The following is a 25,564-nucleotide window of genomic DNA, read 5'->3' as shown; positions in this document are numbered from 1 at the left end:
TGGCACCGTACTACAGGCCGCCCGTGCCGGCGGCCTGTTGCTATGAGAAAGGATTTGTGTCGCGATGACCGGGCCATGCCTCGAAGAAGTCGCTGCGGTCATACTGGCCGGGGGACGAAGTCGCCGCATGGGTTGCGACAAGGCGTTGCTGGAGTGGGGCGGCCGCACGTTGTTGGACCGCGCGGTGTCGTCGATGCAGGCGCTGTTTTCCCATGTCGTCGTGGCAGGCGGCGAGGCGGCGCGCTATCCGGAAATCCCCGCACCTTTCGTACCTGACGTGCTGACCGGCGGCGGCGCCGTGGTGGGCGTGCATGCCGGTTTGGCCGGAGTGAACACCCCGCGGGCCTTTGTCCTCGCGGTGGACGCTCCTTTTCCGCAAGACGATCTCGTGCGGGCGCTCGTGGCGCTGGACCCGACGGCGGATTGGGTCGTGCCGCGCACGGCAAAGGGATACGAGCCGCTGTTCGCGGTGTATTCCCAACGATGCCGCGAAGTGATCGAACAACAAGTGGCGGCAGGCGAACGCCGCATCATGGCATTGGCCGACCAGGTGCGCACGCGCATCGTGGAGATCGACTGGCTGCGGCGGCACGATCCTGAATTGCGCAGTTTCGTAAACATCAACACGCCCGACGATTGGCGTCGTTGGCGGGCGGTTGACGAGGAGGGGAAGTCATCATGAAAAACGGGTCGCGGCTGGCGGCGGTCGTGTTGAGTGTGGCGTTGCTTTGGCTCAGTGGTTGCGCGGGCGCCAGTTATTATCGCGATCTGAAATTCGACGAGCACTACGAATTGGTCGGCGACCAACCGCTCTCGCACAAGGAAGCGGCGCAGACCAAGGCGTATCGCATGAGCGAGAAGCGCGGCGTCACGCACATTCGCTTTCTGGATGCGGGTCGGCCCGTGCTGGAGCCGCGTTTCGGCGTCGCGGAAATTCGCATGCGGGACGAAGACGGCAAGCGGATTTACGAATTCCTCAATCACCTCGGATTGCCGATGCCCAGCGGCCGGCTGCACCGCATCGTGTTCGAGCGAAACACGACGGGGCAAACCGTAGCGCGGCGCAATCTGAATCACCTTGGCTTTCCCGTCCGGGACGAACGGGGGGTGGCGACGTACCGTTTCGGCTTGGACAAGGCCGGCCGAGTCGTCGAAGTGTTTTTTGAAGGTCGCGATGGACAGCCCACGCGGGACAATGACGGCGTGGCCTCGCTGAAAATTGAATACGACCTGAAGAATCGGCCGGTGCGCGTCACGCACGGGGACGAGTCGGGCAAACCGATTGTGAATCGTGGCGGCATCGCCATGCGGTGGTGGGAATACGACTCCGAAGGTCGCCTGGCGGCTTCATCCACCCACGGCCTGAATCAACTGATGGTCAACGGCCAGACCACCGGGTTTGCGCAGGTGCGTTTCGAATACAACAAAGCCGGAATGGAGGCGTCCCGCCGGTTTCTCGATGCCCAAGGTGAACCCGCCGTCGACCGGCGAATCGGCGCCAACCGGGTGCAACGGTGGTACGACGAGATCGGCAATGTCGTGATGGAAAGCTATCTGGACGCCGCCGGCCAAGCGGTCGTCAGGCCGGAGTTGGGAGCCGCGCGCGTGGCGTGGACCCGCGACGAAAAAGGGCGAATCACGGCCGAGGAATTCTTCGGCGTGGATCAACAGCCCTGCGCCGGGCGGGGCAGCGGCGCCATGCGCATCGAGTGGAAATTCAACGCCGCCGGTTTGCCGGTGCGGCAAAGCTTTCACGGGCTGAACGGCCCGGTCGCCCATGCGGTGACGGGCGTCGCGGCGATTTTGTGGGAATACGGCTCGCACGGCGAGGTAACGCGGGAACAATACCGCGACGCGGCCGACAAGCCGGCGACGCGGCGAGACTCCGGAGTAGCGGAAATTCGCTACCTCTATAACAAGAGTGGGTATCGAACGCACGTCGCGAGCTATGGTCCCGAGAACGAGCTGCGAGCGATTCGCGGGCTCGGTTTCGCGCAAACCGTCACCACCTACGATCGCTTCGGCAACATCGTGGAGCGTCGCTACCTGAGCGCCAAGGGCCATTTGGTCGACCACCCGGTTTACGCCTATGCCGTGGCGGTCGTGGAGTACGACACCTTGGGTTACGTGGTCAAAACCGAGTATCGCAACGCGGCGGGCCACTTGGTGCGCGTCGAGCAGCCATGACGCGCGTGGGTCGGCTTTTCCGAACGCGTTTCATTGAGTAGGATAGCGGAGGCAAAGGAGCCTGTTATTTTGCGTAAGCTTCTGATAATACTGCTCTTTATTTTCCCCATGGGGGCCGCGGCGTCGGACTGTTTTCCGTTTGACGCCTGGCGCGCGGCCATTGTGGCGGGCGACGGTGACGAGGCACAGGCCGTACTGGACCGCGCCGGCAAGGCGTGCGGATGTTCCGAAGACGATCAACATTGCCTGCCGCTGCCGGGTTTCTCGGTGGCGATCTCCGTGACCGAGCTCCAAGACGTCGGACGCCGAATGCTGGATTGGCAAAAGTCGTTGCCGGAGCGCTGCAAAAGCACGGAGTCAAACGCGGATCGTAACCGCGAGTCTATGGAAAATTGCTATAAAAAACAAACTGTTGCATTTCATGACGGTATTGAGGGCGAAGCCTACGGTCGCCTGTTTGCGCCGATGGTGCTCGAAATGGGACCGCTGGACAAAGAGCAGATTGATTTCACGCCCGGTCCGGGCGGCGCGCCGGTCCCAAAGCGCAAACAATACAGCCGGGAAGCCGAACGCATCGGCAAACAAATTTGCGATTTGGAAACACGCCTGGAAGATAACAAGGGAAAACTCGAGCGCGTGCGGCGGCGCGGCAATATTTCCCCCGGCGCGAAATATCGGCGCGAAAGGGAACTGCAACGGCTGGTCAAGGAGATGACCGACTTGATTGTGCGACTTAAACAAGATTTCCGCCAAAAAACCGGCGAAACCTTCAATCCTTTTGATTTTTGCGGCCCCGCTGCGGCGGAGTAGGCGCTCGTAAATATCAAAAAAGGTGGTATATTGCCGCCGATTGACCCCTAACTCTTGCGGAACTTCCCTGGCAGCGGATTGTCGAAGGAAGATGTGGCAACGGCACGAATGGTAAGAAACGAGATCGACCGGGAAGACGCTCAGTGCATTGAACGCTTTCTAGCGGGCGATGACCGCGCCTTCGAGGAATTGCTCTTCCGTTACCAACGGAGGATATTCAATCTCGCGTTGCGTTTCTTACGAGTGCCGGATGAGGCTGAGGATGTGACGCAGGAGATTTTTGTGAAAGTATTTCGGTCACTGGAAGGTTTTCGCGGCGACTCAAAGTTCTCCACATGGCTGTACATGGTGGCCGCGAACCACTGCAGAAATCGTATCAAGTACCTGAAAAGAAGGCACTATTATGACGGCGAGTCGCTCGACGCCCCCATCGACGACGACGATGGGCCGCGCCGTCAATACGCCGCAAACGACCCGGACCCGGCCGAACTGGTCAGCGCCGAGCGCACCCGAATTGCCGTGCGTAAGGCAATTGACCGCTTAAACGACGACCACCGTGAGGCGATTGTCCTGTGTGATCTGCAGGGATTGTCCTATGAGGAAATCGCCGAAATCACCGGGCAGGCCGTGGGCACCGTCAAAAGCCGTATCCACCGGGCCAGGTCCGAACTGGCAAAAATGCTGAAGCCCCTCGTCGAGGCGGAGGGCGTGGGATGAACCACGATAGACTCGAACAACAGTTAGCGGAATATATCGACGGAACCTTGTCGCCGCAGGAGCATGCGGAGGTCGAGGCGCATCTGGCCGAGAATCCGGAATTGACCGAACAGTTGCGACTCATTCGACGTCTGCACCCGATGGTACGTAGCCTGCCGGACGAAGGAACGCCGCCGGATATGACCGATTCCATCTTGCGCGCCACCACGCGCCGCCGGCCCGTGTACTTCAAGGATCGCGTGCGCGGCTTATCAAAATCATTCCGGCCCCTGTCAGCGATCGCGGCCGTGTTCGTGGCGATCGTCATCAGTGTCGCCTTGTTCGGCTATTTGCGATTGACCGACCCGCTGATGGAACAGGCCCCGTTGGCCCTTTCCTTCAACGACACAACCAGTGGCGAACAACAAGACCTCTCCCGCCCCGCAAAAGACGGCGCGACCGGCGCGCTGGTCGAAGCGATCAATCACATCGACCCCGATGGCGGGTACGTGCGGGATGTACGGGTTCTGGCCCCGCCCGTGGCGTCGGCTCTGAAGGAACAAGCCACGCGGGACGCCGAAATCATGGCGGACACCGCGGCGAAAGCCGGAGCCAAAGCCTTAACCAAGGCCGCGCCGCGTAAAGAGCCCTATCGCTCGCCGCATGAGGACATCTGGGACTCCGACCTCGGCCTGCGACCCGTGGTGTTCGGCAAGTACCCTCGCGGGGCAAAGGGAAGCGGTAGCCGAAACGTCGGTGGTCTGGCAACGACCGAGCGTAAAAAAGCGAAAAGCGTACCGCCTCCCACGCCGCGGCTGGAAGAGCCCGTAGCGGAAAAGAAAGCCAAGGCCGATGAGGACGCGCCGGCTGCGAAAATCGTCAAACGGTGGCAGGGCTACCATTGCGGCGTCACGAAGCGGGCGGCAATCATCGCCACGAATACGCCGCGATGGAACAAGCTTTGGCGGCTGTTGACCGCGCACCGTATTCCGCCCGCGCCGATGCCCCAGGTGGATTTCGACCAATTCGCGGTCGTGGGCGTGTTCATGGGCTTGCACAGCACCGGCGGCTTCGCGGTGGAAATCCTGGACATCAAACGCGAGGGCGACAAGCTCGTGCTGGTGATTCGTGAAACCACGCCGCACGAAGGCCAGGGTGTGACGATGGCCCTGACGCAGCCTTTCTCGGTGGTCATGATTCCGCGCGAGATCGACGGGCTTACCGTGAATGCGGCCACGAGTTTGGACGTCGTTCGCGAATAAAGCGACGGGAAGCACAAACAAGTGAGTGGACGCCCGGCCGATTCGGCCGGGCTTTTTTTATCGGTCTTCGTATTGTTCGACCAGCCACTCGAGAGTTTGGTCGGGCATGCGCTTGAGTTTCTTGCCGATCTTCTCAAGGTCGGGATCGTTGAGCATCTCGTCGATGGCTTCTTCCGTTTTCATCTTTTTGTCACGAAACGCGCTCTTGATTTTCCGCAAGTCGTTGCGGGTCAGCCCGGTATCGAAATCAAGTTTTTTGACGACCCAATTGAGGGTTTTCGAGTCGTTATCGCCGACCAGATCCTTCAACGTCAGGGTGTCGACAAAATAGTAGTAGTACAGGCCGCCGATCACAGCCGCCACCAGAATGAGAAGAAACAGTTTTTTCATTTGTCCGATCCTCCGCCGATAAAGAAACGTTGCCGCGAAAGATAGCGAGGCAACGCGTTTTGTACGATCCCGAGCAGCATCGTCCGCACGCGGGAGCCGATCCGATCCTCCACCGGCCGCCCCACCGCCTCGGCCACCCACTCCAACACATGGCGCACCGGCTTACCCAAACCGAAACCCGCGGGCAGCGACGCCAGCGTGAGGTAGCAGCCCGTGCAATAGGTCGCCACGTTTTCGCCCTCGCTGCGCTGATATTCCGTGGCGGCGCGCGTCACCGCCAAAGTCATGTCCTGCAAAGACTGCCGCGGCGCGCCTGCGGCGATGCCGCAACAAAAGCCATCTTCCCGCGAGTGTTCCGCTTCGACCACGTCAAGTCCGAGGCGGGTGAGCAGACGACGCACACTGTCCATGAGTTCCGGCCCCAACCACCGCGCGTGACAACTGTCGTGCATGACAACCTTGCCGCGCAGGGGGTTTACCACTTGCAGCGTTCCCGCGTCGAAGAGTTCGTGGAGGTAATCGGTCACGAACATCATCGGGAAATCGAATTGCGCCCCGAAGCGTTCGGGCAAAATGTGTTGAAACATATTCAGTCCCGCGGGACAAGCGAAAACCATGCGGTCGATCGGCCGGTCGCGGTAGTACGCCGTGTGTTTTTCGGCGAAGCGGCGAACAACATCGAAGAGCCCGAAGCGGAAGTACATCTCGCCGCAACACGCCTCGAGGCTTCCGGCGATGGTCAGGTCGTCGAACACGCCGGATTCGGTCAGGTAGGCGCAGGTGATCAGATTGCAGCCGGGATACAGCACGTCGCCGGCCGGCTCGTTGTCGGCCCATTGCGCCACGAGGCGCTGTTCGTCATCAGGCAACCGCGACAGAACGTATGACCGAAAATTGTCCGGCAACGTCGGCATGAAATACCGCACGCGTTCGGGTAGGCCGTGCGCCACGTAGCGGGCGTAGAAACGCTGGAGGATGCGCGTGTAGGGCTCCGCGTCTTCGGGGCAAAACACGTCGCAGGCCGCGCAGGACATGCATTCGCGATCGATGTGGGGCGTCGGCTCGCCCGCGTCGAGCCGGGTCATTTCGGCAGCGGCCTCGACCAGGTCGAGCTGCATATACACGCAGCGATTGAGGCAGGTTCCACAGTGGATGCAGGGATTCATGGGCACCTACTCCGTGCCGATTTCGTAAACGTGAATCAGGTTCGTTGTGCCCGATTCGTGGAACGGCACGCCGGCCGCGAGAATCACCTGGTCGCCGGGCTTGGCCAGGCCGCGTTCGATCAACAAACGTTCGGCGAGACGGAAGATGTCATCGGTGGTCTTGACCTCCGGCGCGGGCAGCGGCATGCACCCATAAAGCAGGCTGCAGCGGCGCATGACCTTCTCGTGAGGCGTGAGCGCAACGACCGGAACCGGCGGACGTCGTTTGGACAGTAGGCACGCCGTGGAACCGCTGGACGTGTAGGCGACGATAAGCCGCGGGTGGATGTCGTCCACCATGGCCATCACCCCGTCCACGACGGCCTTGGCCACCGGCGACGCGTCGTGGGCGCTGAGGGGCGGTTCGGCCACCATCTCGACCAAGGGCTCGGTCTGCCGCGCGATGGCCTCCATCATCTGGACCGCCTCCAACGGGTAATGCCCGGCGGCGGTCTCCCCCGAAAGCATGACTGTGTCCGCGCCGTCGAGAATCGCGTTGGCCACGTCGGATGCCTCGGCGCGAGTCGGCAGCGGCGAGAACGTCATCGATTCGAGCATCTGCGTGGCGACAATCACCGGTTTGCCGCGCTTGTTGGCCCCCGCGATGATCTTCTTTTGCAGCACCGGCACTTTGTCGACACCGACTTCCACTCCCAGGTCGCCCCGTGCCACCATGATGCCGTCCGCAGCCTCGAGTATCGCCTCGAGATTGGCGATGGCTTCGGGTCGCTCAAGCTTGGCGATGATGGGCAACACGGTACCCTGCGCGCGGAGAAAGTTGCGCAACGTCGTAATGTCCTCGCCGGTGCGCACGAAGGACAGGGCTATGAAATCCGCGCCGAGCCTCACGGCGGCCAAGGCGTCGCGAAAATCCTTGTCGGTCATCGTCGGCACGTTCAGGGGCGCGCCGGGCACGTTGACGCCCTTGCGGTCGGAAAGCATGCCGCCGCGCACCACGCGGCAGACGGCCTTGTTGCTTTCGACGTGCAGCACGCGTAGGTGCAGGTAGCCGTCGGCGAGAAAGATATCGGTATCCGGACGCAGCGAATCCAGCAGTAGCGGATAATCAACTGTGAGGTGCGCCGCGGAGCAGGGGCCGTCGCCCGGCGCGATGGTCAATTCGTTCCCGGCGTCGAGTTCGACAGCGCCGTCGGGGAAACGACCGATGCGGATTTTAGGCCCTTGGAGATCGGCCAGCACGGCCAGCGGCCGGCCTGCCTCGCGCTCGGCGGCGCGCACGGCCTCGACCCGCGGGCGCTGCGCGTCTTCACCGCCGTGGGAGAAGTTAATTCGCGCGCCGTCCATTCCGGCGCGGACCATGGCCGCGACAACTTGCGGGTCGTCGGTGGATGGGCCGAGGGTACACAAAATTTTCGTAAATGACATAATGTCGCCCCACTCGCAGTTTGTGAGTGATCATCGCGCGGCACGCGGATTGTGGTGCGAAGCTGAGTATAGCGCGAAACCGCGCGGTTGCGAGAGCCCCGGCGCTATCTTTTTGGCCGGGGCGGCGGTAGGCCTGACGAAAAAGCGGCGATTTGGTACAGTCCGCGCGAGTCGGAAAAAGGAGATGCGAATGCGACGAGTGATCGTGTTGACCCTGCTGTTGAGCTTGACGCTGTGCAGCGGCGCTTGGGCGCTGGATTTGAATGGCGTGCTCGCCGGGGTGAAAGCGCGTTACAGCAAAGCCAAGGACCTGACCGTCGATTTCGAGCAGGTGGCGAAAATCAAACAACTCGGGAATCGCGAGAAGAAAGCGCACGGCACGATCTATCTAGCCCGGCCGGACAAAATGCGCTGGGTGTACAAGTCCCCGCCCGTCAAGGAAATCATCACCGACGGGGCGAGCCTGGTGATCTATTACGCCGATGAGAAAAAAGCGTATCTGGATATGGCGGGCAAGACCTTCAACGTGGCCGAACCCATCAAGATCCTGAGCGGCGATATCGATTTGAAACATAAATACGAAGCCGAGCTTCTGCCCGAAGAAGACGGCCGTGCGCGCATCAAGCTCACGCCGCGGCGACCCATGGGCTTCGCGCATTTGGTGTTGCACATCGAGCCCAAGACCTTCTACGTGAGGCGGGTGGATACGGTGGACGCCTACGGCAACGTCACGCGAATCTCGTTGTCCACGCCGCGCTTCAATGTGAATCTTCCCGAAAGCACCTTCGTCTATACGCCCCAGGAAGGCGTCGAGATCATCGATGCGCCGATGATGGACGGCCTGTAATACGATGCCGCACTCGCTGGCCCCGCTGTTTGATCCGCATAAAGTCCTGCTCGTGGGCGCGAGCGAAACGACCTTGTTCTCGGCCGGCATCGCGCGCTACCTACTAAGCGGCGACTACGCCGACCGCCTGGTGATGGTCAATCCCAAACACGATACGGTTTACGGGCGACCTGCGTTCCCGAGCATCAGCGCGGCGGCCGCGCAGGGTCCGTTTGACTTGGCCATCATGGTAATACCGGCGCCGCACGTGGTGGCGGCGATCGAGGAGTTGGCGGCCATCGGCTGCCGCTTGGCGATTGTCGAGAGCGCGGGTTTTGCGGAGATCGGCGCGCACGGCAGAGAATTGCAGGAGCAACTCAGCCAAACGGCGCGGCGGGTCGGCGTGCGGGTGCTCGGTCCCAATTGTGTGGGCGTGGTCAACACGGCTAACGGTTTCGCCACGACCGAAGTCATGCCCGAATGCATGATGCCGGGCGGCGTGGCTTTCGTGGCGCAAAGCGGCGTGTTTGGGTCGATTCTGCTGGATACCGCGGCGGCGGTCGGGATGCGCTTTTCCAAGGCGATCACGCTGGGCAACCGCGTCGATTTGGACGAGGCGGATTTCCTGGATTATCTGGCGGAAGACGAAACGACGCGCGTGGTGGCCATGTACTTGGAAGGCGTGGCGGACGGGCGGCGGTTCTTTGCGGCAATGCGACGTTGCACTGCACGCAAGCCGGTCGTGGTGCTCAAAGGCGGCCGCACCCCGTCGGGAGCGCACGCCGTCGGCAGCCACACGGCGAGCCTGGCGGGCCATGACGCCGTGTTTACCGGAGCGCTCAAGCAAGCGGGCGGCATTCGCGCCGCAACCCTCGAAGAGTTGACCGACGCCGCGAAAGCGTTCGACGCATGTCCTTTGCCGCAAGGTCGCCGCATCGGCATGGTGACGACCTCCGGGTCGCAAGGCATTTTGGCGGCGGATATCCTGCACGATCACGGGTTGGAATTGGCCTCGTTGGCGCCGGCGACGATCCAGCGAATTCGCGCGCTGACGCCGGCGTGGGTGCCGGTGGGCAATCCGCTGGATTTGGGTCCTTCGGGTGTTTACGCGGAAGGAATCGCGGCGCTGTTGGACGACCCGAATGTGGACGCGTTGATGATTATCGTCGCCGTGCCGTGGGGGGCGATCAAGGAGACGTTTGAGAGCGGCGCGCCGATTTCGTTTTTGTTGGGCGAAGAAGACCTCTTGCGTCGAGCCGCCGCGGAAAAGCCGGTGCTCGTCGCGCATCTAGGGCATCCGACATTCACCGCCGCGGTGGCCGCGGCGGTCGGCGACTATCTGCCGATCTATCCGAATTCGGAGCGGGCCGCGCGGGCGCTGGCCATGTTGGCTTCGTTTAGAAAATGACCGACAGGCGCACGGTGCCGGCGAAATACGCGTAACCGCCGGCCTCTTCACCGCGAGCGTCTTGGTGTGTGAATTCCAGATTGCTGATGAAGTAACCGCCGCGGCCGCATAGGCCGAGCGTGAACAGGTCGTGCAGGTAGAAATCGATGCCGAGTTCGGCCAGGCCGCCGTACCCGTGGGCGTCTTCGCTGTCTTCCAGCGTCTTGGCCCCGGCCGACCATTTCGACTTGTATTTCATAAACGACATCGCCCCGAGCAGCCCGGCGTAGGGAACGACCAAACGCGAGTTGTAGTTGAAACGCGGTCCCAGGCCGCCGACGAAATGGTCCAATTCGATTTCGCCGGTGTTATCTTCATCGCTTTGCTGATGCGACCCGTAGAGAATCGAGCCGGTCACGCCGAGCCAGTCGATCACGCCGTAGGACATGGACGCGCCGTATATGATGTCGCCGGCCACCATGTCGCCTAATTTACCGGTCATGACGCCGTAACCGGCCTCGGGCGCGAGCGCGAGCATGCCTTCTTCCACGGCCCCGGCGGTCGCGGCGAAGCCAAGCAGCAAACACAAAACAATAGCCAAACGGCAAAAATTCATGGGGTCACCAACGCAAATTCAGGCGCAACGTCACGGCCAGACCGTTGATCGCGGTATCGACGATGTTGCGGTTAAAGATATACAGGTAGCGGGCTCGGATACCGACATCGACGCGGTCCAAAGCCGCCATGCCGGTTTCCCATATCGTGTAATCCACGCCACCGCCGAGATTCATATCAAGATCCCACTCGCTTTTTTCCTTGTCTTCCAGCGGCTGAAAGATCACGTACGCCGCGCCGAAACCTCCCGAGATGTACGGGTGCAGGCGTCGCCCTTCAAACACGTAGCCGGGGTTGAAAGACATGTGGTGGACCGTTATGTCGAACACGGTGGAATCGTCGCCGGTCCACTCGAAACCTTCGCCGCGGGCTTTGGTGTACAGGTAGTGCACTTCGCCGACCATGTTGCGGGCCCACGAGAAGTGAAAAATTTGAAATAGCGTGCCGCCGTAGGTGAGAGCGGGGTCCACTTCGATACGCGCCGCCCGTTTGTCGTACATGAACAGCCATATGTAACCGCCTTCGGCGGCGGTGTTGGAACGAAAATCCTTGGCCCCGGCGATCGCGGGCAGGATGAACGTCAAGCATATGCTAATCAACACAAGACGGCGCACTCGGCGAATCTCCCGTGGCTAAAACGTGAACGCCAATGTGGCGAGACCGGAAACCATCTCACCCGAATCGAAGTGTTCCATGAAAATATAGCCGTATCGACCCGTCAATCCAAACGATATGTGGTCGGTGAAAATCAGTTCGACGCCCGCGCCGAAAACCATGCCTGGATCGCTTTCGTCGTCCAGCGGCGGGTCGAGGCTGACCACGTAGTAATTCGCGCCCGCCGTGAGGTACGGCTGCCAGAGCCCGGTGAGCACGTTCCAGCGCAGTTGCATGACCAGTTCCTGCGTGGTCATCGTGTTATTCTCGTCACGATCGGTTTCGACTCGCTGCTCGCTGAGCAGCAAACCGACCTGTAGGCCGAGCCAATCGCTGATCCCGTAATTGAGCAGTGCGCCGGAAAGCAATGCGGCGTGCGTGTCGAATCTTTCCGTCGAAGGATGGTGCATGATCGGCCACACCACACCGGCATTGCCCACAATGCTAACGCGACCGCCGCGCTGCGCAGCCACGGGCGAAGCGAGCAAAACGATCAACAGCGCACTCCAAAGCGCTCGCCGACGTATGGGCATAGCTCTCCCAATCGATTGAAATTCGCCGTTTTTACCCTCGCCCCCGTATACCCGCGGCACTTTGCTTCGTCAACCGCCGGGCTTGTGGCAAGGCGGCGGGCACGGCTATCATGACGACCGCACACAGGGGGGATATCGTGGTCGAAACACACGTATGGTTGGCGGAAATCACCGACAAACAAGTGGTTGAAGACGTTTATTTCCTGCGGTCGAAAAGCTTGGGCACGACCAAAAGCGGGAAGCCTTATCTGATGCTGACACTCAGCGACCGAACCGGCGACATCGCAGGGCGCTTGTGGGATGACGCCGAGCGCTTCGACGCCGCCGCCGCGCCGGGCGATTTCGTGCTCGTGCGGGCGCGGGGCGGGTTGTGGAAAGACAAGGTGCAGCTCACGGTTAGCTACATGGAAGCCGTGCCGCTCGAAGGTGTCGATCCGGCAATGTTCCTGCCCGTCTGCCCGCGCGATGTGGAGCCCTATTGGCAAACCTTGCGCGAGGTCGCCGAGAGTTTGCCCGAGGGGCCCTACCGGCGGCTTTCGCTCGCACTGCTGGACGATCCGGAATTCGGTGCGGACCTCCACCGCGCGCCGGCGGCAACCGGCGTGCATCAAGCCTACGTCGGCGGACTTCTTGAACACACGTGCTCGATGCTGCTACTGGCCGGGAAGGTGTGCGACCATTTCCACACACTCGACCGCAGCTTGTTGCTGGCCGGCGTATTGTTCCACGACCTGGGTAAAACCCGCGAACTAAGCTACGAGACGGCGCTGGAATACAACGACGGCGGCAAACTGGTCGGCCACTTGGTATTCGGCGTGGAGATGCTCGAGCAACTCGCCGCGCGGGCCGGCGTCGACGCGCCGCAGGAAATCATGTTGCTGAAACACCTGATTCTGTCGCACCACGGCCGGCCGGAATTCGGCACCGTGCGTGTGCCGCAGTTCGCCGAAGCGGCCGTGCTGCACTACCTGGATAATCTGGACGCGCGCGTATTTCAGTTTTTCCAAGCCGAGGTGGAGACCACGCAAGGCCAATGGAGCGACCGAAAGTGGGCGCTCGAGACCGCCGTTTACAAAATTCCGCGCGCCGAATACGGCTACCAGTTCACGCTGCCGTTGGGTGAACCGGCGCCCAAGAAAAAAGAAGAGGCGGCCACGAAGAAGGATATGCCGCTCTTCGGGGAATGAACCGCCGCGCCGCCGTTTTCGACGTGGATCGCACCTTGCTCGACGGCATGAGTGGATACCTGTTCAGCGCATATCTCATCCGACGCCGCGAGATGCCCTGGCGCCGCGTGCTGCATTCGGTCCGCGCGCTGGCGGCCTACCGATTCCATCTCGCCACTCAAGACGCCATTGTCGAGGCCGGAGCCACCTGTCTGGCAGGCCTGAACGTCGCGACGGCGACAAGACTGGCTGACGAGGCCGTGGCGGCCGTCATCGCGCCGCGCTTGTTTCGAGAGGCTTTGGCGGCGGTGGAACGACACCGCACCGCCGGTGATTGGGTGTTGCTCGCCTCGGGGTCGAACGCGATCTTGATTGCCGCAATCGCCCGTTATGTCGGCGCGCACGCGGCCGTGGGCACCGATTGCCGGCGCGATAACGGCCGTTTGCTGCCGCAGATGGCGCAGCCGCCGTGTGTCGAGGAAGGCAAGCGAACGTTGGTCCTCGCCCGTCTCGCGGCGGAGGGAATCACGCCGGAAAACGCGATCTGTTACACCGACAACGGCATCGATATACCGCTCGTGCGGGAAGTGGGCGCGGCGGTGGCCGTCAATCCGGATCGTCACCTGGCCGCTTATGCGCGCGAGCACGGGCTGCCGATTGAGCATTGGCGAGAGCCCGTCGACCCGCGCCGCACGCGCTCGGGAACCAGTTGGCCGCTCAAGGTGTGAGCGTGCTGCACTATGACCAGCCCCTGTACCGCCCGCCGTCCGAGGCCGACAGTCTGATTATTCAGGCGGTCATCGGCTGTCCTCACAATGCGTGCACGTTCTGCGACATGTACAAGAGCAAGACATTCCGGGCTCGGCCGCAGCGGGAAATTCTGGCCGATCTGGAAACGGGCCGCCGCTTATACGGCGAGGGCGTCCGGTCGCTGTTTCTGGCCGACGGCAACGCCATTGTCCTTTCCTCGCGCCGCCTGGAGGAAATATGCCGCCGCGCGGGCGAACTCTTCCCGCGTCTGGACCGCATTACGACCTACGGCTCGGCCAAGTACGTGATGGCGAAAACCCTGCCGGAACTCCGCCGTTTGCGCGAGGTCGGTCTGAGCCGCATGCACATGGGGTTGGAATCCGGCGATCCGGTCACGCTGCGCGACATCGCCAAGGGCGCGACCGTCGAGCAAATCGTCGAGGCGGGACGGCGCGTCGTGGCCGCCGGGATGGAGTTGTCGCTGTACATCATGGTCGGCGTCGCGGGCACCGAGCGGTGGCGGGAACACGCGCTGGGCAGTGCCGCGGTCGTCTCGCAAGTCGAGCCGCGCTTTGTACGCCTGCGCACCTTCGTTCCGCGCCGCGATACGGAGTTGTTTGATCGCTGGCGTCGCGGCGGTTTGATTTTGCCCGACCCCTACCAGGCGCTGGCCGAAGTGCGGTTGCTCGTGGAGAAGATCACGGGCCGCACGGAATTGCTTTCGGACCACATGTCGAATTTCCTCGATGTGCGGGGGCGCTTCCCGGAAGATCGGCAATCGATGCTGGGCTTTATCGACACCGCGAGCCGTTGGCCGCGCGACCGTTTTCGTCCCGACACGGCCGAGTGGATCGATCTGGGGCTTTGAAAACGTTGCTTGCGTCCAAGCGATGCGCCACCTACAATTCTTTTAAATCTATCTTCAAATAGGCGGGTCGAATGCGCAATCAACGGATCATCATGGCGGCAGTGGTGATCGCCTTGGTCGTGGCGGCCCACGTCTTGTATTACCAATATGTGTCTTCACAAGTGACGGAACTGGCTTGGGACCACGTCAATAATCTCGATCGCGCGCGCATGCTGCGGCTGGTGATGCAAATACCCCTACTGATCGATTTGGCGATGATTTGCGGCCTAATCGCGTGGGTCGCCGTTCGCAGCCAGGAAATCAAGGAATTGGACACGCTGCGCGACCGCCACACCAGCTTGCGCCGCACGCTGGAAAAAGATCGGCGGATCTCCGACACCGAAAGCCGCGTCCAAAACATGTTCGAAAACTCGCCGCATTTGATGATGCTGTTCGATGAAGAAGGCCGCCTGCTGCTGGCGAACCGGATGGCCATCGACATTTTCCTCTTGGACCGCAAACCGCTGTCGGACGTTGTGTTGACCGATCTGCTGTCCGACGGGCCGATCGAGAAATTTGAGGACCTGCGCGAAGCGCTGCAGACGCAGGGCGCGCAACGCATGCAGGTGACCTTTCAGCGAGCCGATCACGAGCGTTTTACTTCGGAAGTTGAAATCGTCGCGTTCGACGGCAGCAAGGGCGAGCAGTTGATCTCGCTGACCATTGAATCGCCGCCGGTAAAAAAGACGCCGTCGAGATCTTCAACCGACCGCCCCTTCGTGCTGGTCGCCGACGACGAAAAATTAGTGCGGCTGATGATGGAAAGCATGGTCGACCGCCTCGGATATCAACCCCTTTCGGCAACCACCGGCCGGGAAGCCGTGGAACAGTTCCGCGCCTATAGCGACCGTATCGTCGCGGTCGTGCTCGATCAGGTCATGCCCGACGTGGACGGTATCACCGCGTCGGAGGAAATCCGCCGGCTCGCGCCCGATGTCCCGATTTTGTTTTGCAGCGGATACGCCGACCTGCCCAGCGATGCGCCCTCGGACCAAAAAGCGCGGCTGATTCGCAAGCCGTTCAGTTTCGAAGATTTCAGCTTGGCGCTCACCGCCGCCCTCGAACAAAAAACAAGAACCTAAGCGCCCGCCGCTCGGTTGACGCCCACGCGGCCCGGGTGTTAGCACCGGATCATGTCGATGCAGGATGAATGGAAACAGGGCTCGAAGCTACTGGTCGCCAACGGCCTTTTCGTCGTGGCGACATTCGCCCTGCATGTGCTCTTGGCGCGCAGCCTGGGCGTGGAGGGCAACGCCGATTGGACCGCGCTGTGGGCGCTGATCCTGCTGGTCAGTTCCCTCTTCCCCAGCGTCGTACTCGTGCTGGCGCGATACGTGGCGCGCTACGCCGCCGATGGCGATGTAAGCCTCGCACGGGCGTTCGCGCGACGCGCGGCGGTCGTTGCGCTTTTCGGCGGGCTGGCCTTGGGCGGCCTCGTTCATTACGCGCGCGGGACGTTGGAGCAATGGCTGAACCTGCCTGACGTCTTCGCGGTCGAACTTGTCGCATTGTTCTTAGCGTTCAGTTTCGTGTTGGCGTACGTGCGCGGCGTGATGGAAGGCTTGCAGAGCTTTTCACGCCTCGCGTTCAATATCGGCTTGGAGGGCGCCTTGCGGCTCGTACTCGGCGCGGCCTTGGTTGCGGCGGGGTGGGGCGTGCATGGCCTGTTGGGCGGCTACGTCATTGCCGCGGCGGCGCCGATTTTCACCGGCGGTCGTTTTCTCGCGCGGCACGAAATCGATCTGTTCGGGGGAACGCGATCCTCCATCCTACCCGCCGGATGGCTGCGCGAGGCGGCCGGCTTCGTGTGGCCGGTGCTGATCACGCACTTGCTCGTCGTGACGTGGACGAACGTCGATATGCTGCTGATCAAGCGCTTCGCCGACAAGCACACCGCGGGTTTGTACGGCATGCTTTTTGTTGCCGGTAAGATGATGCTCTTCGTCTCTGAGGCGCTGGCTTCGGTGATGATTCCCAAGGTCGCGGCGGCGCATCGTACCGGCGGCGACGAACGCGGGCCGCTATTGCGCACGGCCGGTATCCTAGTCGCGTTTTGCGTTACCGCCCTGGTAATCGGAACCGTGCTGCCGCGCAAATTGGTCGTCTTTTTCTACGGCGAAGCGTTCGCGCCGGCTGCGGCGTGGGTGCCGATTTACCTCGTGGCCGCGGCGGCCGTCAGCTTGGCCGTGTTTGCGGCGAAGGCGCACCTGGCGCGAGGTAGGGTCGGCTTCGTGTTATCGTTGGCGGCCGGTACCGGCGTCGTGGCGCTGGTCGTATGGCTGGCCTGGCCGTGGGTGCCGGTGGTCGTAAGCGCGTTGGCCGTCGTCGGGCTGGCGCTGATGGTCGCGCTTTGGGCGCCGCTTTGGCGCTTGCCGAAAGGGAAACAACCATGAAAGCCGTACCGCGATTTTCACCTGGATTCTCCCGGCCCGAATGGCGTCGCGCCGTGGCCGCGCTCGCGTCCGGACACATCACCCGGGGCGAAGGGGCGGCGGCCTTCTCACGCGATTTGGCGGTGTACTTAGGCGTCAAACACGCGTTGCTGACGCCCAGCGCGCGCATGGGTTTATGGCTGGCGTTGCGCGCCATGGACCTGGGCCCCGGCGAAATCGTGTTTCCCGGATTGACCTACTACGCCATGCCCGCAGCAGCCAAGCTGGCCGGTTTGACCCCTCGTTTCGTGGACGTGGACGACCGCTTGCTGCTGGATCTCGACCGTCTGCCCGCCGTGCTAAACGAGAATACGCGGGCCATCGTCCCTACGCATCTGTACGGCCGCACCGTCGACATGACGCGCCTGACCGCGCTGGCCGAGGAACGCGGCATTCCCGTCGTGGAAGATATCGCCCAAGCCCTGGGCGCGAAGTGGAACGGGCGTCGCGTCGGCACCTTCGGCACGCTGGCCGTGGCGACGTTCGGCCCGACGAAAAACATCACCGCCTTAGGCGGCGCGTGCCTGTTTACCGACGACGACGAAATCGCCGAACGTTTGCAGCGCGGCATGAAAGCCGTTGCCCCGGCGACCGGATTATCGACCTTACGATCCCTGATGTTTGCCGTGGCGATGGCCGTGGCGTCGTGGCCGCCGCTTTTCCGCCTGGTGGTGGCGCCGCTGCTCAAGTTGGGCCGAATGCGGGGCGTGGATATCATCGCCAAGGCGACCGACGACCAGCCGACGGATTTCGCCGATGGCGTGCCGCCGTGGTTTTTTCAGGGCGGCGTCGGACACCTGATGGGCGAGGTCGGCCGAGCGAGCCTCGCGGCCATGGACGAGCGCAACGCCCGCCGGCGGGCCAATGGCGAACGCCTGGCCGCGGCACTGAGCGAGCAAAACGGTTGTCTCGTGCCGCAGCCTTTCCCGGGCGAGGAATCGATCTTCATGAGCTTTCCCGCGTTGGTTGACGGGCCGGAGCAGTTCGCCGACGCGTTGCTGGCGCGGGGCGTGGATACGGCGCGCGGGTACATGAGCGCGTGCGCCGATCTGCCGATGTTCGCCTCCGAAGACGATTGCCCGCGGGCCCGCGACGCCGTGGCGCGTATGGTGCATTTGCCGGTGCATCCGGGCATGGCGGCGGCGAACATCGACGGCGTGGCCGCGGTGGTGCGCGACGTGCTGGCGGGTTCGTCATGACGCGGCGGTGGATGCTGGTTTTGGGTGCGCTGTGGCTGGCGGCGACGATGGCGGCAGCGGCGGAGGACCAGGATCCGGCGTTTCGTTTCTTGGGTCATTGGCAGGGTCCCGCCAACGTGTACGAGGACAGCGGCGTCCTCAAACCGACAAACGCGACCGCAAAAATTGAACGTGGAACCGACGCGAAGTACGTCGTGGAAGTTACGGTGCTGGGCGATAAGCTGACGCGCTTTACGCAATGCACGCTGAAACACGTGGGCGAGATGACGGTGCGGGAGGAAGTACTCGTTGATTTGCGCAAGGTGCGGGTCAAGGGAGTGTTGCGCTCGCTGAACGGCCGCCGTATCGAAGAAGGACACATTCAGTTCTTCGTCGAGACACCGCAGGGTGATTATCGGCCGTACTACGCCATCAAGTTCGCCGCTAAGCGCGTGCCCAAACCGACCGAACCAAGCCCGGCGCCGATTCCCAAGCCATGAACGCCCCCCACCGAAAACCGAGTTTTCTTGATTTGCGGGCGCCGCTGTTTGCGCTGGGCCTCGTGATCATTGCGGCCTTCGTCGTCGGCTGCCGGCAAGCGGCCGCGCAGGGTTACGAGGGGCACTTGTTTTGGCGCGCGGTGTTCTCGGTGGAACGCGCCGCGCAACCGTGGGCGCTGGCGGCGGCGGTCGTCGCTTGGCTGCAGTTCACGATTTTGATTTTTGTGTTCGGTTATCGTCGGCGGGCGGCGCTGACGCTCGGGACCGGCTGGCTGCTGGCGATGATGCTCGCGCGGTCGCTGCCGGATCTGGTGATGCGGATCGCGCACCGCATTCCGCCCGAGCGGCTGCCCGTGTTCGCTCGTGAGCCGGAGGCGATGGGCGCTTTTCTCAATCGCATCGTCACCTCCTTCTTCCTGCCCGAGCGACTGTGGGAGAACCTCGCGGCCACGCCCGCCTTGTGGATCGTGCCGCTGCTCTTACCGGTTTTGCTGGGGTTGGCGCTGGCCCCCGCGTGGTACTTCGTCGCCCGCCGGTGGACGACCCGAGACGCCATGAAACTAAACGTCGTGTCGTGGACCGCGTACTTCGCCGTGCTCGTTGTGTCGGCGGCGCTACCCACGGCGGCATCGGCGTTGACGCGCCCTGAAACCAAGCGACCCGACGTCGTGTTGATCAGCATCGACACATTGCGGCGGGACATGCTCGGCGTGTACGGCCGCTTGCCCAGCCCGACACCCAACCTGGATCGTCTCGCGGCCCAGGGCACCGTCGCGGCCGATATGCGCGCGCCGTCAAGCTGGACGCTTCCCTCGCACGCGGCGCTGCTGACCGGCCTGCGGCCCTGGCGCCTGGGCATTGCCAAGGTGACCGACCGGTTGCCGAACACGGCTTGGACCCTCGCGGAGCAACTTGCTACCGCCGGGTACGACACGCATGCCATCGTCACCCACCTGTTCGTCGACGCGCCCTACGGGTTCGCGCAGGGCTTCGACCGGATGTCGCACCCGCCGTCGGAGCGAGCCACCGAGGTCGTCTCTGAAGGCGTTGATTACCTGGCGCGGCGCGGCGGCGATCCGGCGTTCTTGTTCCTGCATTTCTACGATCCCCACTGGCCCTACCAGCCGCCCGACAACGTGCCGCCCGAGTGGCTGGCCGACGTGTCGCCGGCGGCGCGGCGGGAAGTCGACCGGCACGACGACGCCTTTGCGTTGGTCGATGCCCTGCGGCAAGGGCCGCCGGAGTGGACGGCGGCGGCGTGGGCTTTGTATCGCGCCGAGATCTGGGCGACCGACGACGCCATTGGGCGCTTGCTCGAGGCGATCGAGCAGAGCGGTCGCCCCACGATTATCGCGGTGGTTTCCGATCACGGCGAAATGTTCGGCGCCCATGACATGTACGGACACGGGATGACGTTGTTTGAAGGCGAGATTCGCGTGCCGTGCATCGTGGCCGGTCCGGGAGTACCGGCGGGGCGCACCTTGGATGGGCCGACGAGTTTAATGGACGTGGCGCCGTCGATTCTGGAACTGCTGGAGTTCCCCGCGCCGACGCAGATCGACGGGCGCAGTTTTGTCGACGCGCTGAAAACCAACCGGCGCGCGCCGACTCGGTGGATCGCCGGCGAAAACCACTGGCTCTCTTCTCAGCCGGTGCGCTATTTGTGCGACGGCGAGTGGAAATGGCAGAGCGGATTGCACGACACCGTCAAGGGCCGTGAAGTCGAGTATCCGGAGGCGTGGTATTTCCTGCCCGACGATCCGGACGAAAACGTGCCGTTTACAGCCGACGAACCGGTGCCCCAGTTGGAGGAACTGCTTCAACTACTTTTTGCCGAAAAACGCGCGGGCGAGGCGCCGGTGCCCCTGTCGCAGGCCGAACGCGAGCGCCTCAAATCGTTAGGTTATCTTCCCTGAATCGCAGCATGCCGGACACAGCGCGGCTATTTCGCGGCAAAGGTCATCGAACTGGTCGAAATCGAGCTGCTGGTGGGAGTCGCTGAGGGCGAAATCCGGCGCGGGATGCACTTCGCACATCACCAAGTTGGCGCCCGAGGCCAGGGCGGCGCGAGCCAGCGGCGCGAGGATGTCCTTACGCCCGGCGGCGTGGCTGACATCGACGCACACCGGCAGGTGGCTGGCGCCGCGAAGGATCGGCACAGCGGCGATGTCCAAGGTGTTGCGCGTCCAGGTTTCGAAGGTGCGGATGCCGCGCTCGCAGAGGATGATCTTGTCGGTTCCCGCAATCAGATATTCGGCGGCGAACAGTAGTTCCTCGTACGTGGCGGCGATGCCGCGTTTGAGCAGCACCGGCTTGCCCACTTCCCGAACCGCTTCGAGCAGCCGGAAATTGGCCATGTTGCGCGCGCCGATTTGCAGGATGTCGATGTGCGGCGCGGCGGCCGCGACGCCCGCTTCGTCCATCACCTCACTGACGCTGACCATGCCGTATGTCTTGGCGGCCTTCGCCATCCATCGGTATCCTTCGTCCCCGATGCCTTGGAAGCTGTAGGGGCTGGTGCGCGGTTTGTGCGCCCCGCCGCGCAGTAACCGCACGCCGCGACTTGCCACGTGGGCCGCGGTGCGCATGAGTTGGTCTTCGGATTCCACCGAACACGGGCCGGCGATCAACTGCGCCTCGCCGCCGATGGTGACGCCGCCCACTTCGAAAACCGTATCTTCACGACGAAAGGCGCGGCTGACGCGCAGGCCTTTTTCGCGGTTCCCGTACATGAGATCGAGGCTGGCGCGAAATATCTCCGTAAACAGGTGCTTGATCGTTGCGTCGGAAAACGGGCCGGGATTCTGTTCGACGATCGCGCCGAGCTGCTCGGCTTCACGGACCGGGTCGTACATGTCGATGCGCTTGGTTTGCTTGAGGCGGCCGATTTCCTCGACGAGGGTGCCGCGCCGGGCCAGCAAGCGCAGCAATTCCGCGTTGACCTTGTTGATTTCGAAGCGAAGTTTTTCCAGTTCCGGAGATGTCATATCGTTCCCTGCTTAGTCACTCTTTCCTTTTTCACCGCCGGATTCCCAATTCAGCCCGTCACGGTGAAACGAGAGCGCCGGACCGATGGTAACAACGATTGCGCCCGGTGCAAAGGCGAAACGGGGCTTGGGCCAACTGCTCAGCACGCTGCGGTCGATGGGCTCCGCGTAAGGGTTCCGTTTGCCGCCGAACAAATCAACGATGGTCTCCGGCGCGCCCTCACCGCCGAATTGCAGCGGCACGTAGTCCAATCGCACGCCTCCCGAGACCGTCGAGGTGAAACGCGGCTCGGCTCCCGTGTGACCAAACGGTCCGATCCGAATGCCGTACGCTTTGCCCGGATCGTCGGTCCAAAACGCGTCACCCACCCAGGCCAGCGCGGAACCGCCGATGCTGTAGTTCGTGTCTTCCCCTTTGCTGAGCCGGTGCGCGTAATCGCAGCCCACGATGCCCGACATCCAGCCCACGCCGATCCGGGGCCGCAGCACGCCGGCGGCCTCGATATCCTGCCGGATACCTGTGGCGATGTTGATGCTCGTGTTGTCCACCGCGATCGTATAATCGATGCCGTCCGTCACGCCTTTGCGGTAGTAAACGCCGAAATTGGCGACCAATCCGCGGAAGCCGAGCGGCCGGATTTTACGCCCCACCGAGCCGATGGAGAGATACACTCCGCCCTCGAGTTCGTCGGACCGAACCACACCGGTCGGGTTGACGGGCATATACGTCGGATTACACGCGGCAAAGAAGATGCCGATAATGAGAATAATAAATATTTTTGAGTACTTACACATTCTTTTCGTCGATGTTTGAGTCGTTTGTTCCATAGCATGAAATAATCACACTGCCAAGTGAAATAGCCGCCCACGGCGGTCTGAAAAGTCAGATTTCCAAGGGGGGTGCGCAAAATTCTACGGTATTCCAGCGACTCAATTTCACCCCGAGCACGCAAGTATCGAAGATCACGTACCTCGGGTCATTGGCATCGAAGTTGCAATTATCAACGGCGAGCAGTGGTTCTTTGAAACGGAATTCGGGAGTTCCCGCGTGTACCGCTTTGTCTGCCCATCGAGGCAGGCGCGGGGACTCCCGGTGTTTTTGCCCCATCACCCTGATTTTTTGAAGGGTTTTAATTCCCCGCGAGGGCTCGGCGTCACTCGGGTTCCCAAACTCCCTCCACAAGGTGATTCCCATCATCGACTTTTCTAACACCGGCGGTGGATCCTTCGGGATCCGCCGTCCTGCCGTTTAACGAGCGATTCCCGTTGTGTAAACGCCGCGGCTGCGGCACAATACTATCCCTTTGTTCAGTAAACTCAGGAGTGCACCGTTGGCCGATTATATCGACATGCACACGCATCTGTTGCCGGGTTTCGACGACGGCGCCGAGGTCGCCACGGAGTCGATGGAAATCCTGCTGCAAGCGTGGCAGGCCGGTTTTCGTACTGTGGTCGCCACGCCGCACATGATGGGCGGGATCTACGAACACGATCGCGCATCGGTGAACGAGGCGATTGCCGAGTTGATGCCCGAGGTGAACCGGCAATTGCCGGGGATGCGGCTTGTGCCGGGCAGCGAGTACTATCTGGACGATCGCTTTTTCGAATGGCTGGAGCAAGGCGCGTTGTCCCCGATCGGCGACGGAAGTCACGTCTTGGTGGAATTACCTATGCTCAAGCTGTCGCCGATGTATAAGGAGTTCGCCTTTCGGATGCAAATCAAAGGATTCATACCGATTTTGGCGCACCCGGAGCGTTACGCGGACATCGCCCGACGGCCGGAAATGACGGAAGTACTCGTTGATGCGGGTTACTTGATCCAGATCAATCTTGGAAGCCTCTCCGGGTTCTACGGGCGCCGCATTCGTCGGGCGGCGGAGTGGATGCTCAAAAAAAGATTAGTAGATTTCGTGGGCTCGGACTCTCACACGCCAAAACAGGCCGCCGAGTGTTTCACGGAAGGAATGGAAGTTTTGCGGGACCATGTCGGTGAGGCGGGAATGCAGCGCCTGCTGGTCGACAACCCGCGCCGTGTCATAGGGGGAGGAGACAATGGCTGACAACGTAGCCGATTTCGACTTCGGACCCTACGAAGTGGATCCGGAAAGCGTGCGCTTATTGCCGCAAATGTTTTGTTTGACTCACGACGTGTTGATTCTCGGCAAAGTCGAACCGGACGGTAAATCGCCGGTCGTTGTCGGGCTTTCCAATCCGAACGACCTGGATACCCTCGACGCGATCACCCGCGTGATGCGCGGCCGCCGCGTGATGCCGGTGAAGGTGTCGGCCGACAAAATCCAGAAGGCGCTGGCCGCCGCGTACGGGCTGGACAACGTCGCGCGCGTCGTAACCGAGCAGCAAGACCTGCCGCAGGATCAAAAAGAGGGCGAGGTCGTCCTGGGCGGCGAGGAGCCCGGCGAAGAACCGACCGATAAGGGGAAGCGGCGCATTTCCTCCGCGCAGATCGAAAGTGAGGACAACGCCCCGATCAAGCGCATTGTCAACGAAGTGTTGATCGACGCCCTGCGCCGCGGTGCGACGGATATCCATATCGAAAATTTCCGCTACGAGTCGGTCACGCGCGTCAAGATCGACGGCATGCTGGAACGCGTGCGATCGGCCATCAACAAGTCGAACGTGGAAGAAATCGTCAACCGCATCAAGGTGATGGCCCGCCTGGATATCAGCGAAAAACGCGCGCCGCAAGACGGCAGAATCACGCTGCCGGTCAACCAAGGCGGGCGAATTTACGAAGTGCCGTTTCGCATCTCGATTATCCCCGGGCCGAGCGGCGAAGACGTCGTGCTGCGCATCCTGGACAAGTCGATGGCTCCGATCGATCTGGAATTGCTGGGCTTCTCCAGCAAGGAACTGGAAGTTTTCAAGCAACTGCTGCGCAACCCGCAGGGCTTGATCCTCAATTCCGGCCCGACCGGCTCGGGCAAAACCACGACCCTGTATGCCAGCCTCAAGTTCATCAACAATCCGCACATCAAAATCTTGTCGGCCGAAGACCCCATCGAGTACGACCTAGACGACGTGTGCCAAAAACAGGTCGGACCCCGATTGGATTTCGCCGAGCTGGCCCGCGCTTTCCTGCGCCACGACCCCGATGTGCTGCTCATCGGCGAGATTCGCGACGCCGAAACTGCCGACGTGGCATCCAAAGCGGCGCAAACCGGCCACCTCGTGTTGTCGACCGTCCACACCAGCGACGCTGTGTCGGCCATTTCCCGCCTGGTGGGGCTGGATTTGGGCTATGACACCGTTGCGTCGGTTTTGCTCGGCGTGCTCAGCCAGCGCCTCGTGCGGCGGGTTTGCCGGCATTGCGCCGAAACCGACCTTCCCGACACAAAAATCCGCAAACTCTTCGGCGATTTGGTCGAAGGCATCGAGTTCGTCAAAGGCGCCGGCTGCGACCGCTGCAACCACACGGGATATCGAGGTCGCATCGGCCTGTTCGAATTATTCGTCGTCGATGAGGCGATCCAACAGGCGATACAAATCGAGCGTCCGTTGTCCGAAATCGTTCACATGGCCCGGGAAAACGGCATGCGCCCGCTGGTCATGGACGGCGTGATGAAGGTCAAACACAAACTCACGACCCTGGAAGAAATCATGCGCGTGGTGCCCTACCGGCAGATTGTCAGCCAATCGGTTCATCTCAGAAGCGGGAGCAAGAGGGCGTAAAGA

The 25,564-nt window shown here is 62.0% G+C and carries 25 protein-coding genes; 17 read left to right on the top strand and 8 right to left on the bottom strand.

Annotation, left to right across the window (positions count from 1 at the left end; translation table 11 throughout):
- Nucleotides 1-64: 64 nt before the first annotated feature.
- The 5 genes from P9L99_12645 (at nucleotide 65) to P9L99_12625 (ending at nucleotide 4,955) form a co-directional block, all read left to right on the top strand.
- Nucleotides 65-682, top strand: a complete 618-nt coding sequence (locus P9L99_12645; protein ID MDP8224203.1) for a molybdenum cofactor guanylyltransferase — start codon at nucleotides 65-67, stop codon at nucleotides 680-682.
- A complete protein-coding gene (locus tag P9L99_12640; protein MDP8224202.1) occupies nucleotides 679-2,187 on the top strand; it encodes a hypothetical protein in 1,509 nt (502 codons plus the stop codon). The genes P9L99_12645 and P9L99_12640 overlap by 4 nt, the downstream gene beginning before the upstream one ends.
- A 69-nt stretch (nucleotides 2,188-2,256) precedes the next feature.
- Nucleotides 2,257-2,997, top strand: coding sequence for a hypothetical protein (locus P9L99_12635; GenBank protein ID MDP8224201.1), 741 nt, complete (start codon nucleotides 2,257-2,259; stop codon nucleotides 2,995-2,997).
- A 93-nt stretch (nucleotides 2,998-3,090) separates the two neighbouring features.
- Nucleotides 3,091-3,714: a sigma-70 family RNA polymerase sigma factor gene (locus P9L99_12630; protein MDP8224200.1), complete on the top strand. Its 624-nt coding sequence runs from the start codon at nucleotides 3,091-3,093 to the stop codon at nucleotides 3,712-3,714.
- Nucleotides 3,711-4,955, top strand: coding sequence for a protease complex subunit PrcB family protein (locus P9L99_12625; GenBank protein ID MDP8224199.1), 1,245 nt, complete (start codon nucleotides 3,711-3,713; stop codon nucleotides 4,953-4,955). The genes P9L99_12630 and P9L99_12625 overlap by 4 nt, the downstream gene beginning before the upstream one ends.
- Nucleotides 4,956-5,012: 57 nt before the next feature.
- Here the strand turns inward: P9L99_12625 and P9L99_12620 are convergent, their stop codons facing one another.
- Genes P9L99_12620 through pyk form a run of 3 tightly spaced genes read right to left on the bottom strand, consistent with a single transcriptional unit; the run spans nucleotide 5,013 to nucleotide 7,936 of the window.
- Nucleotides 5,013-5,345 carry a hypothetical protein gene (locus P9L99_12620; protein ID MDP8224198.1) on the bottom strand — a complete coding sequence of 111 codons (333 nt, stop codon included), beginning with the start codon at nucleotides 5,343-5,345 and terminating at the stop codon, nucleotides 5,013-5,015.
- Nucleotides 5,342-6,511 carry a (Fe-S)-binding protein gene (locus tag P9L99_12615; GenBank protein ID MDP8224197.1) on the bottom strand — a complete coding sequence of 390 codons (1,170 nt, stop codon included), beginning with the start codon at nucleotides 6,509-6,511 and terminating at the stop codon, nucleotides 5,342-5,344. The genes P9L99_12620 and P9L99_12615 overlap by 4 nt, the downstream gene beginning before the upstream one ends.
- A gap of 6 nt (nucleotides 6,512-6,517) precedes the next feature.
- Nucleotides 6,518-7,936 (bottom strand): pyruvate kinase, encoded by a 1,419-nt coding sequence (pyk, locus tag P9L99_12610; GenBank protein MDP8224196.1) that lies wholly within the window; start codon nucleotides 7,934-7,936, stop codon nucleotides 6,518-6,520.
- Nucleotides 7,937-8,126: 190 nt separating this feature from the next.
- On the opposite strand from pyk, the gene P9L99_12605 reads away from it, so the two are divergent.
- Both P9L99_12605 and P9L99_12600 read left to right on the top strand, forming a co-directional pair.
- A complete protein-coding gene (locus P9L99_12605) occupies nucleotides 8,127-8,783 on the top strand; it encodes an outer membrane lipoprotein carrier protein LolA (protein ID MDP8224195.1) in 657 nt (218 codons plus the stop codon).
- 4 nt (nucleotides 8,784-8,787) lie between these two features.
- Nucleotides 8,788-10,170, top strand: a complete 1,383-nt coding sequence (locus P9L99_12600) for a CoA-binding protein (protein MDP8224194.1) — start codon at nucleotides 8,788-8,790, stop codon at nucleotides 10,168-10,170.
- On the opposite strand, the gene P9L99_12595 is transcribed toward P9L99_12600, so the two are convergent.
- From P9L99_12595 to P9L99_12585, 3 genes are read right to left on the bottom strand one after another with little or no spacing between them, the layout of a single operon-like run.
- Nucleotides 10,160-10,765 carry a hypothetical protein gene (locus P9L99_12595; GenBank protein MDP8224193.1) on the bottom strand — a complete coding sequence of 202 codons (606 nt, stop codon included), beginning with the start codon at nucleotides 10,763-10,765 and terminating at the stop codon, nucleotides 10,160-10,162. The two genes, P9L99_12600 and P9L99_12595, sit on opposite strands and share 11 nt — an antisense overlap.
- Nucleotides 10,766-10,769: 4 nt before the next feature.
- On the bottom strand, nucleotides 10,770-11,378 hold the full coding sequence (locus P9L99_12590; GenBank protein ID MDP8224192.1) for a hypothetical protein: 609 nt from the start codon (nucleotides 11,376-11,378) through the stop codon (nucleotides 10,770-10,772).
- Nucleotides 11,379-11,396: 18 nt separating this feature from the next.
- Nucleotides 11,397-11,915, bottom strand: coding sequence for an outer membrane beta-barrel protein (locus P9L99_12585; protein ID MDP8224191.1), 519 nt, complete (start codon nucleotides 11,913-11,915; stop codon nucleotides 11,397-11,399).
- 173 nt (nucleotides 11,916-12,088) lie between these two features.
- On the opposite strand from P9L99_12585, the gene P9L99_12580 reads away from it, so the two are divergent.
- The 8 genes from P9L99_12580 to P9L99_12545 all read left to right on the top strand — a co-directional run bounded on the left by P9L99_12580 (nucleotide 12,089) and on the right by P9L99_12545 (nucleotide 20,800).
- A complete protein-coding gene (locus P9L99_12580; protein ID MDP8224190.1) occupies nucleotides 12,089-13,138 on the top strand; it encodes an HD domain-containing protein in 1,050 nt (349 codons plus the stop codon).
- Entirely contained in the window at nucleotides 13,135-13,845 is a 711-nt protein-coding gene (locus P9L99_12575) for an HAD-IB family hydrolase (protein MDP8224189.1), read from the top strand. Before P9L99_12580 ends, P9L99_12575 begins: the two co-directional genes overlap by 4 nt.
- A gap of 2 nt (nucleotides 13,846-13,847) precedes the next feature.
- Nucleotides 13,848-14,735 carry a radical SAM protein gene (locus P9L99_12570; GenBank protein ID MDP8224188.1) on the top strand — a complete coding sequence of 296 codons (888 nt, stop codon included), beginning with the start codon at nucleotides 13,848-13,850 and terminating at the stop codon, nucleotides 14,733-14,735.
- A gap of 71 nt (nucleotides 14,736-14,806) precedes the next feature.
- Nucleotides 14,807-15,856: a response regulator gene (locus P9L99_12565; protein MDP8224187.1), complete on the top strand. Its 1,050-nt coding sequence runs from the start codon at nucleotides 14,807-14,809 to the stop codon at nucleotides 15,854-15,856.
- Nucleotides 15,857-15,913: 57 nt separating this feature from the next.
- Nucleotides 15,914-17,167, top strand: a complete 1,254-nt coding sequence (locus tag P9L99_12560) for a hypothetical protein (protein MDP8224186.1) — start codon at nucleotides 15,914-15,916, stop codon at nucleotides 17,165-17,167.
- On the top strand, nucleotides 17,164-18,405 hold the full coding sequence (locus tag P9L99_12555) for a DegT/DnrJ/EryC1/StrS family aminotransferase (protein MDP8224185.1): 1,242 nt from the start codon (nucleotides 17,164-17,166) through the stop codon (nucleotides 18,403-18,405). Before P9L99_12560 ends, P9L99_12555 begins: the two co-directional genes overlap by 4 nt.
- On the top strand, nucleotides 18,402-18,884 hold the full coding sequence (locus P9L99_12550) for a hypothetical protein (GenBank protein ID MDP8224184.1): 483 nt from the start codon (nucleotides 18,402-18,404) through the stop codon (nucleotides 18,882-18,884). The genes P9L99_12555 and P9L99_12550 overlap by 4 nt, the downstream gene beginning before the upstream one ends.
- Nucleotides 18,881-20,800, top strand: coding sequence for a sulfatase (locus P9L99_12545; GenBank protein ID MDP8224183.1), 1,920 nt, complete (start codon nucleotides 18,881-18,883; stop codon nucleotides 20,798-20,800). The genes P9L99_12550 and P9L99_12545 overlap by 4 nt, the downstream gene beginning before the upstream one ends.
- On the opposite strand, the gene P9L99_12540 is transcribed toward P9L99_12545, so the two are convergent.
- Together P9L99_12540 and P9L99_12535 are read right to left on the bottom strand one after the other, a co-directional pair.
- Complete coding sequence (locus tag P9L99_12540) at nucleotides 20,783-21,871, bottom strand: bifunctional 3-deoxy-7-phosphoheptulonate synthase/chorismate mutase (protein ID MDP8224182.1); 1,089 nt, start codon at nucleotides 21,869-21,871, stop codon at nucleotides 20,783-20,785. The genes P9L99_12545 and P9L99_12540 overlap by 18 nt on opposite strands.
- A gap of 12 nt (nucleotides 21,872-21,883) precedes the next feature.
- Nucleotides 21,884-22,666: a hypothetical protein gene (locus tag P9L99_12535; GenBank protein MDP8224181.1), complete on the bottom strand. Its 783-nt coding sequence runs from the start codon at nucleotides 22,664-22,666 to the stop codon at nucleotides 21,884-21,886.
- Nucleotides 22,667-23,202: 536 nt separating this feature from the next.
- Here P9L99_12535 and P9L99_12530 point away from each other — a divergent pair.
- On the top strand, nucleotides 23,203-23,931 hold the full coding sequence (locus P9L99_12530) for a CpsB/CapC family capsule biosynthesis tyrosine phosphatase (protein ID MDP8224180.1): 729 nt from the start codon (nucleotides 23,203-23,205) through the stop codon (nucleotides 23,929-23,931).
- Nucleotides 23,924-25,561 carry a GspE/PulE family protein gene (locus tag P9L99_12525; protein ID MDP8224179.1) on the top strand — a complete coding sequence of 546 codons (1,638 nt, stop codon included), beginning with the start codon at nucleotides 23,924-23,926 and terminating at the stop codon, nucleotides 25,559-25,561. Before P9L99_12530 ends, P9L99_12525 begins: the two co-directional genes overlap by 8 nt.
- Nucleotides 25,562-25,564 lie beyond the last annotated feature (3 nt).

This window comes from Candidatus Lernaella stagnicola (assembly GCA_030765525.1).
GTDB classification, from domain to species: domain Bacteria; phylum Lernaellota; class Lernaellaia; order Lernaellales; family Lernaellaceae; genus Lernaella; species Lernaella stagnicola.
The sequence above is the reverse complement of the archived record's forward strand: the minus strand, read 5'-3'. Positions and strand labels throughout refer to the sequence as shown.

Excerpts from the sequence above, each read along its gene's own strand:
- P9L99_12645 (MDP8224203.1), top strand. The coding sequence starts at position 65 with ATGACCGGGCCATGCCTCGAAGAAGTCGCTGCGGTCATACTGGCCGGG.
- P9L99_12640 (MDP8224202.1), top strand. The coding sequence starts at position 679 with ATGAAAAACGGGTCGCGGCTGGCGGCGGTCGTGTTGAGTGTGGCGTTG.
- P9L99_12625 (MDP8224199.1), top strand. The coding sequence starts at position 3,711 with ATGAACCACGATAGACTCGAACAACAGTTAGCGGAATATATCGACGGA.
- P9L99_12620 (MDP8224198.1), bottom strand. The coding sequence starts at position 5,345 with ATGAAAAAACTGTTTCTTCTCATTCTGGTGGCGGCTGTGATCGGCGGC.
- P9L99_12615 (MDP8224197.1), bottom strand. The coding sequence starts at position 6,511 with ATGAATCCCTGCATCCACTGTGGAACCTGCCTCAATCGCTGCGTGTAT.
- pyk (MDP8224196.1), bottom strand. The coding sequence starts at position 7,936 with ATGTCATTTACGAAAATTTTGTGTACCCTCGGCCCATCCACCGACGAC.
- P9L99_12605 (MDP8224195.1), top strand. The coding sequence starts at position 8,127 with ATGCGACGAGTGATCGTGTTGACCCTGCTGTTGAGCTTGACGCTGTGC.
- P9L99_12600 (MDP8224194.1), top strand. The coding sequence starts at position 8,788 with ATGCCGCACTCGCTGGCCCCGCTGTTTGATCCGCATAAAGTCCTGCTC.
- P9L99_12595 (MDP8224193.1), bottom strand. The coding sequence starts at position 10,765 with ATGAATTTTTGCCGTTTGGCTATTGTTTTGTGTTTGCTGCTTGGCTTC.
- P9L99_12575 (MDP8224189.1), top strand. The coding sequence starts at position 13,135 with ATGAACCGCCGCGCCGCCGTTTTCGACGTGGATCGCACCTTGCTCGAC.
- P9L99_12565 (MDP8224187.1), top strand. The coding sequence starts at position 14,807 with ATGCGCAATCAACGGATCATCATGGCGGCAGTGGTGATCGCCTTGGTC.
- P9L99_12560 (MDP8224186.1), top strand. The coding sequence starts at position 15,914 with ATGCAGGATGAATGGAAACAGGGCTCGAAGCTACTGGTCGCCAACGGC.
- P9L99_12555 (MDP8224185.1), top strand. The coding sequence starts at position 17,164 with ATGAAAGCCGTACCGCGATTTTCACCTGGATTCTCCCGGCCCGAATGG.
- P9L99_12550 (MDP8224184.1), top strand. The coding sequence starts at position 18,402 with ATGACGCGGCGGTGGATGCTGGTTTTGGGTGCGCTGTGGCTGGCGGCG.
- P9L99_12545 (MDP8224183.1), top strand. The coding sequence starts at position 18,881 with ATGAACGCCCCCCACCGAAAACCGAGTTTTCTTGATTTGCGGGCGCCG.
- P9L99_12540 (MDP8224182.1), bottom strand. The coding sequence starts at position 21,871 with ATGACATCTCCGGAACTGGAAAAACTTCGCTTCGAAATCAACAAGGTC.
- P9L99_12535 (MDP8224181.1), bottom strand. The coding sequence starts at position 22,666 with ATGTGTAAGTACTCAAAAATATTTATTATTCTCATTATCGGCATCTTC.
- P9L99_12525 (MDP8224179.1), top strand. The coding sequence starts at position 23,924 with ATGGCTGACAACGTAGCCGATTTCGACTTCGGACCCTACGAAGTGGAT.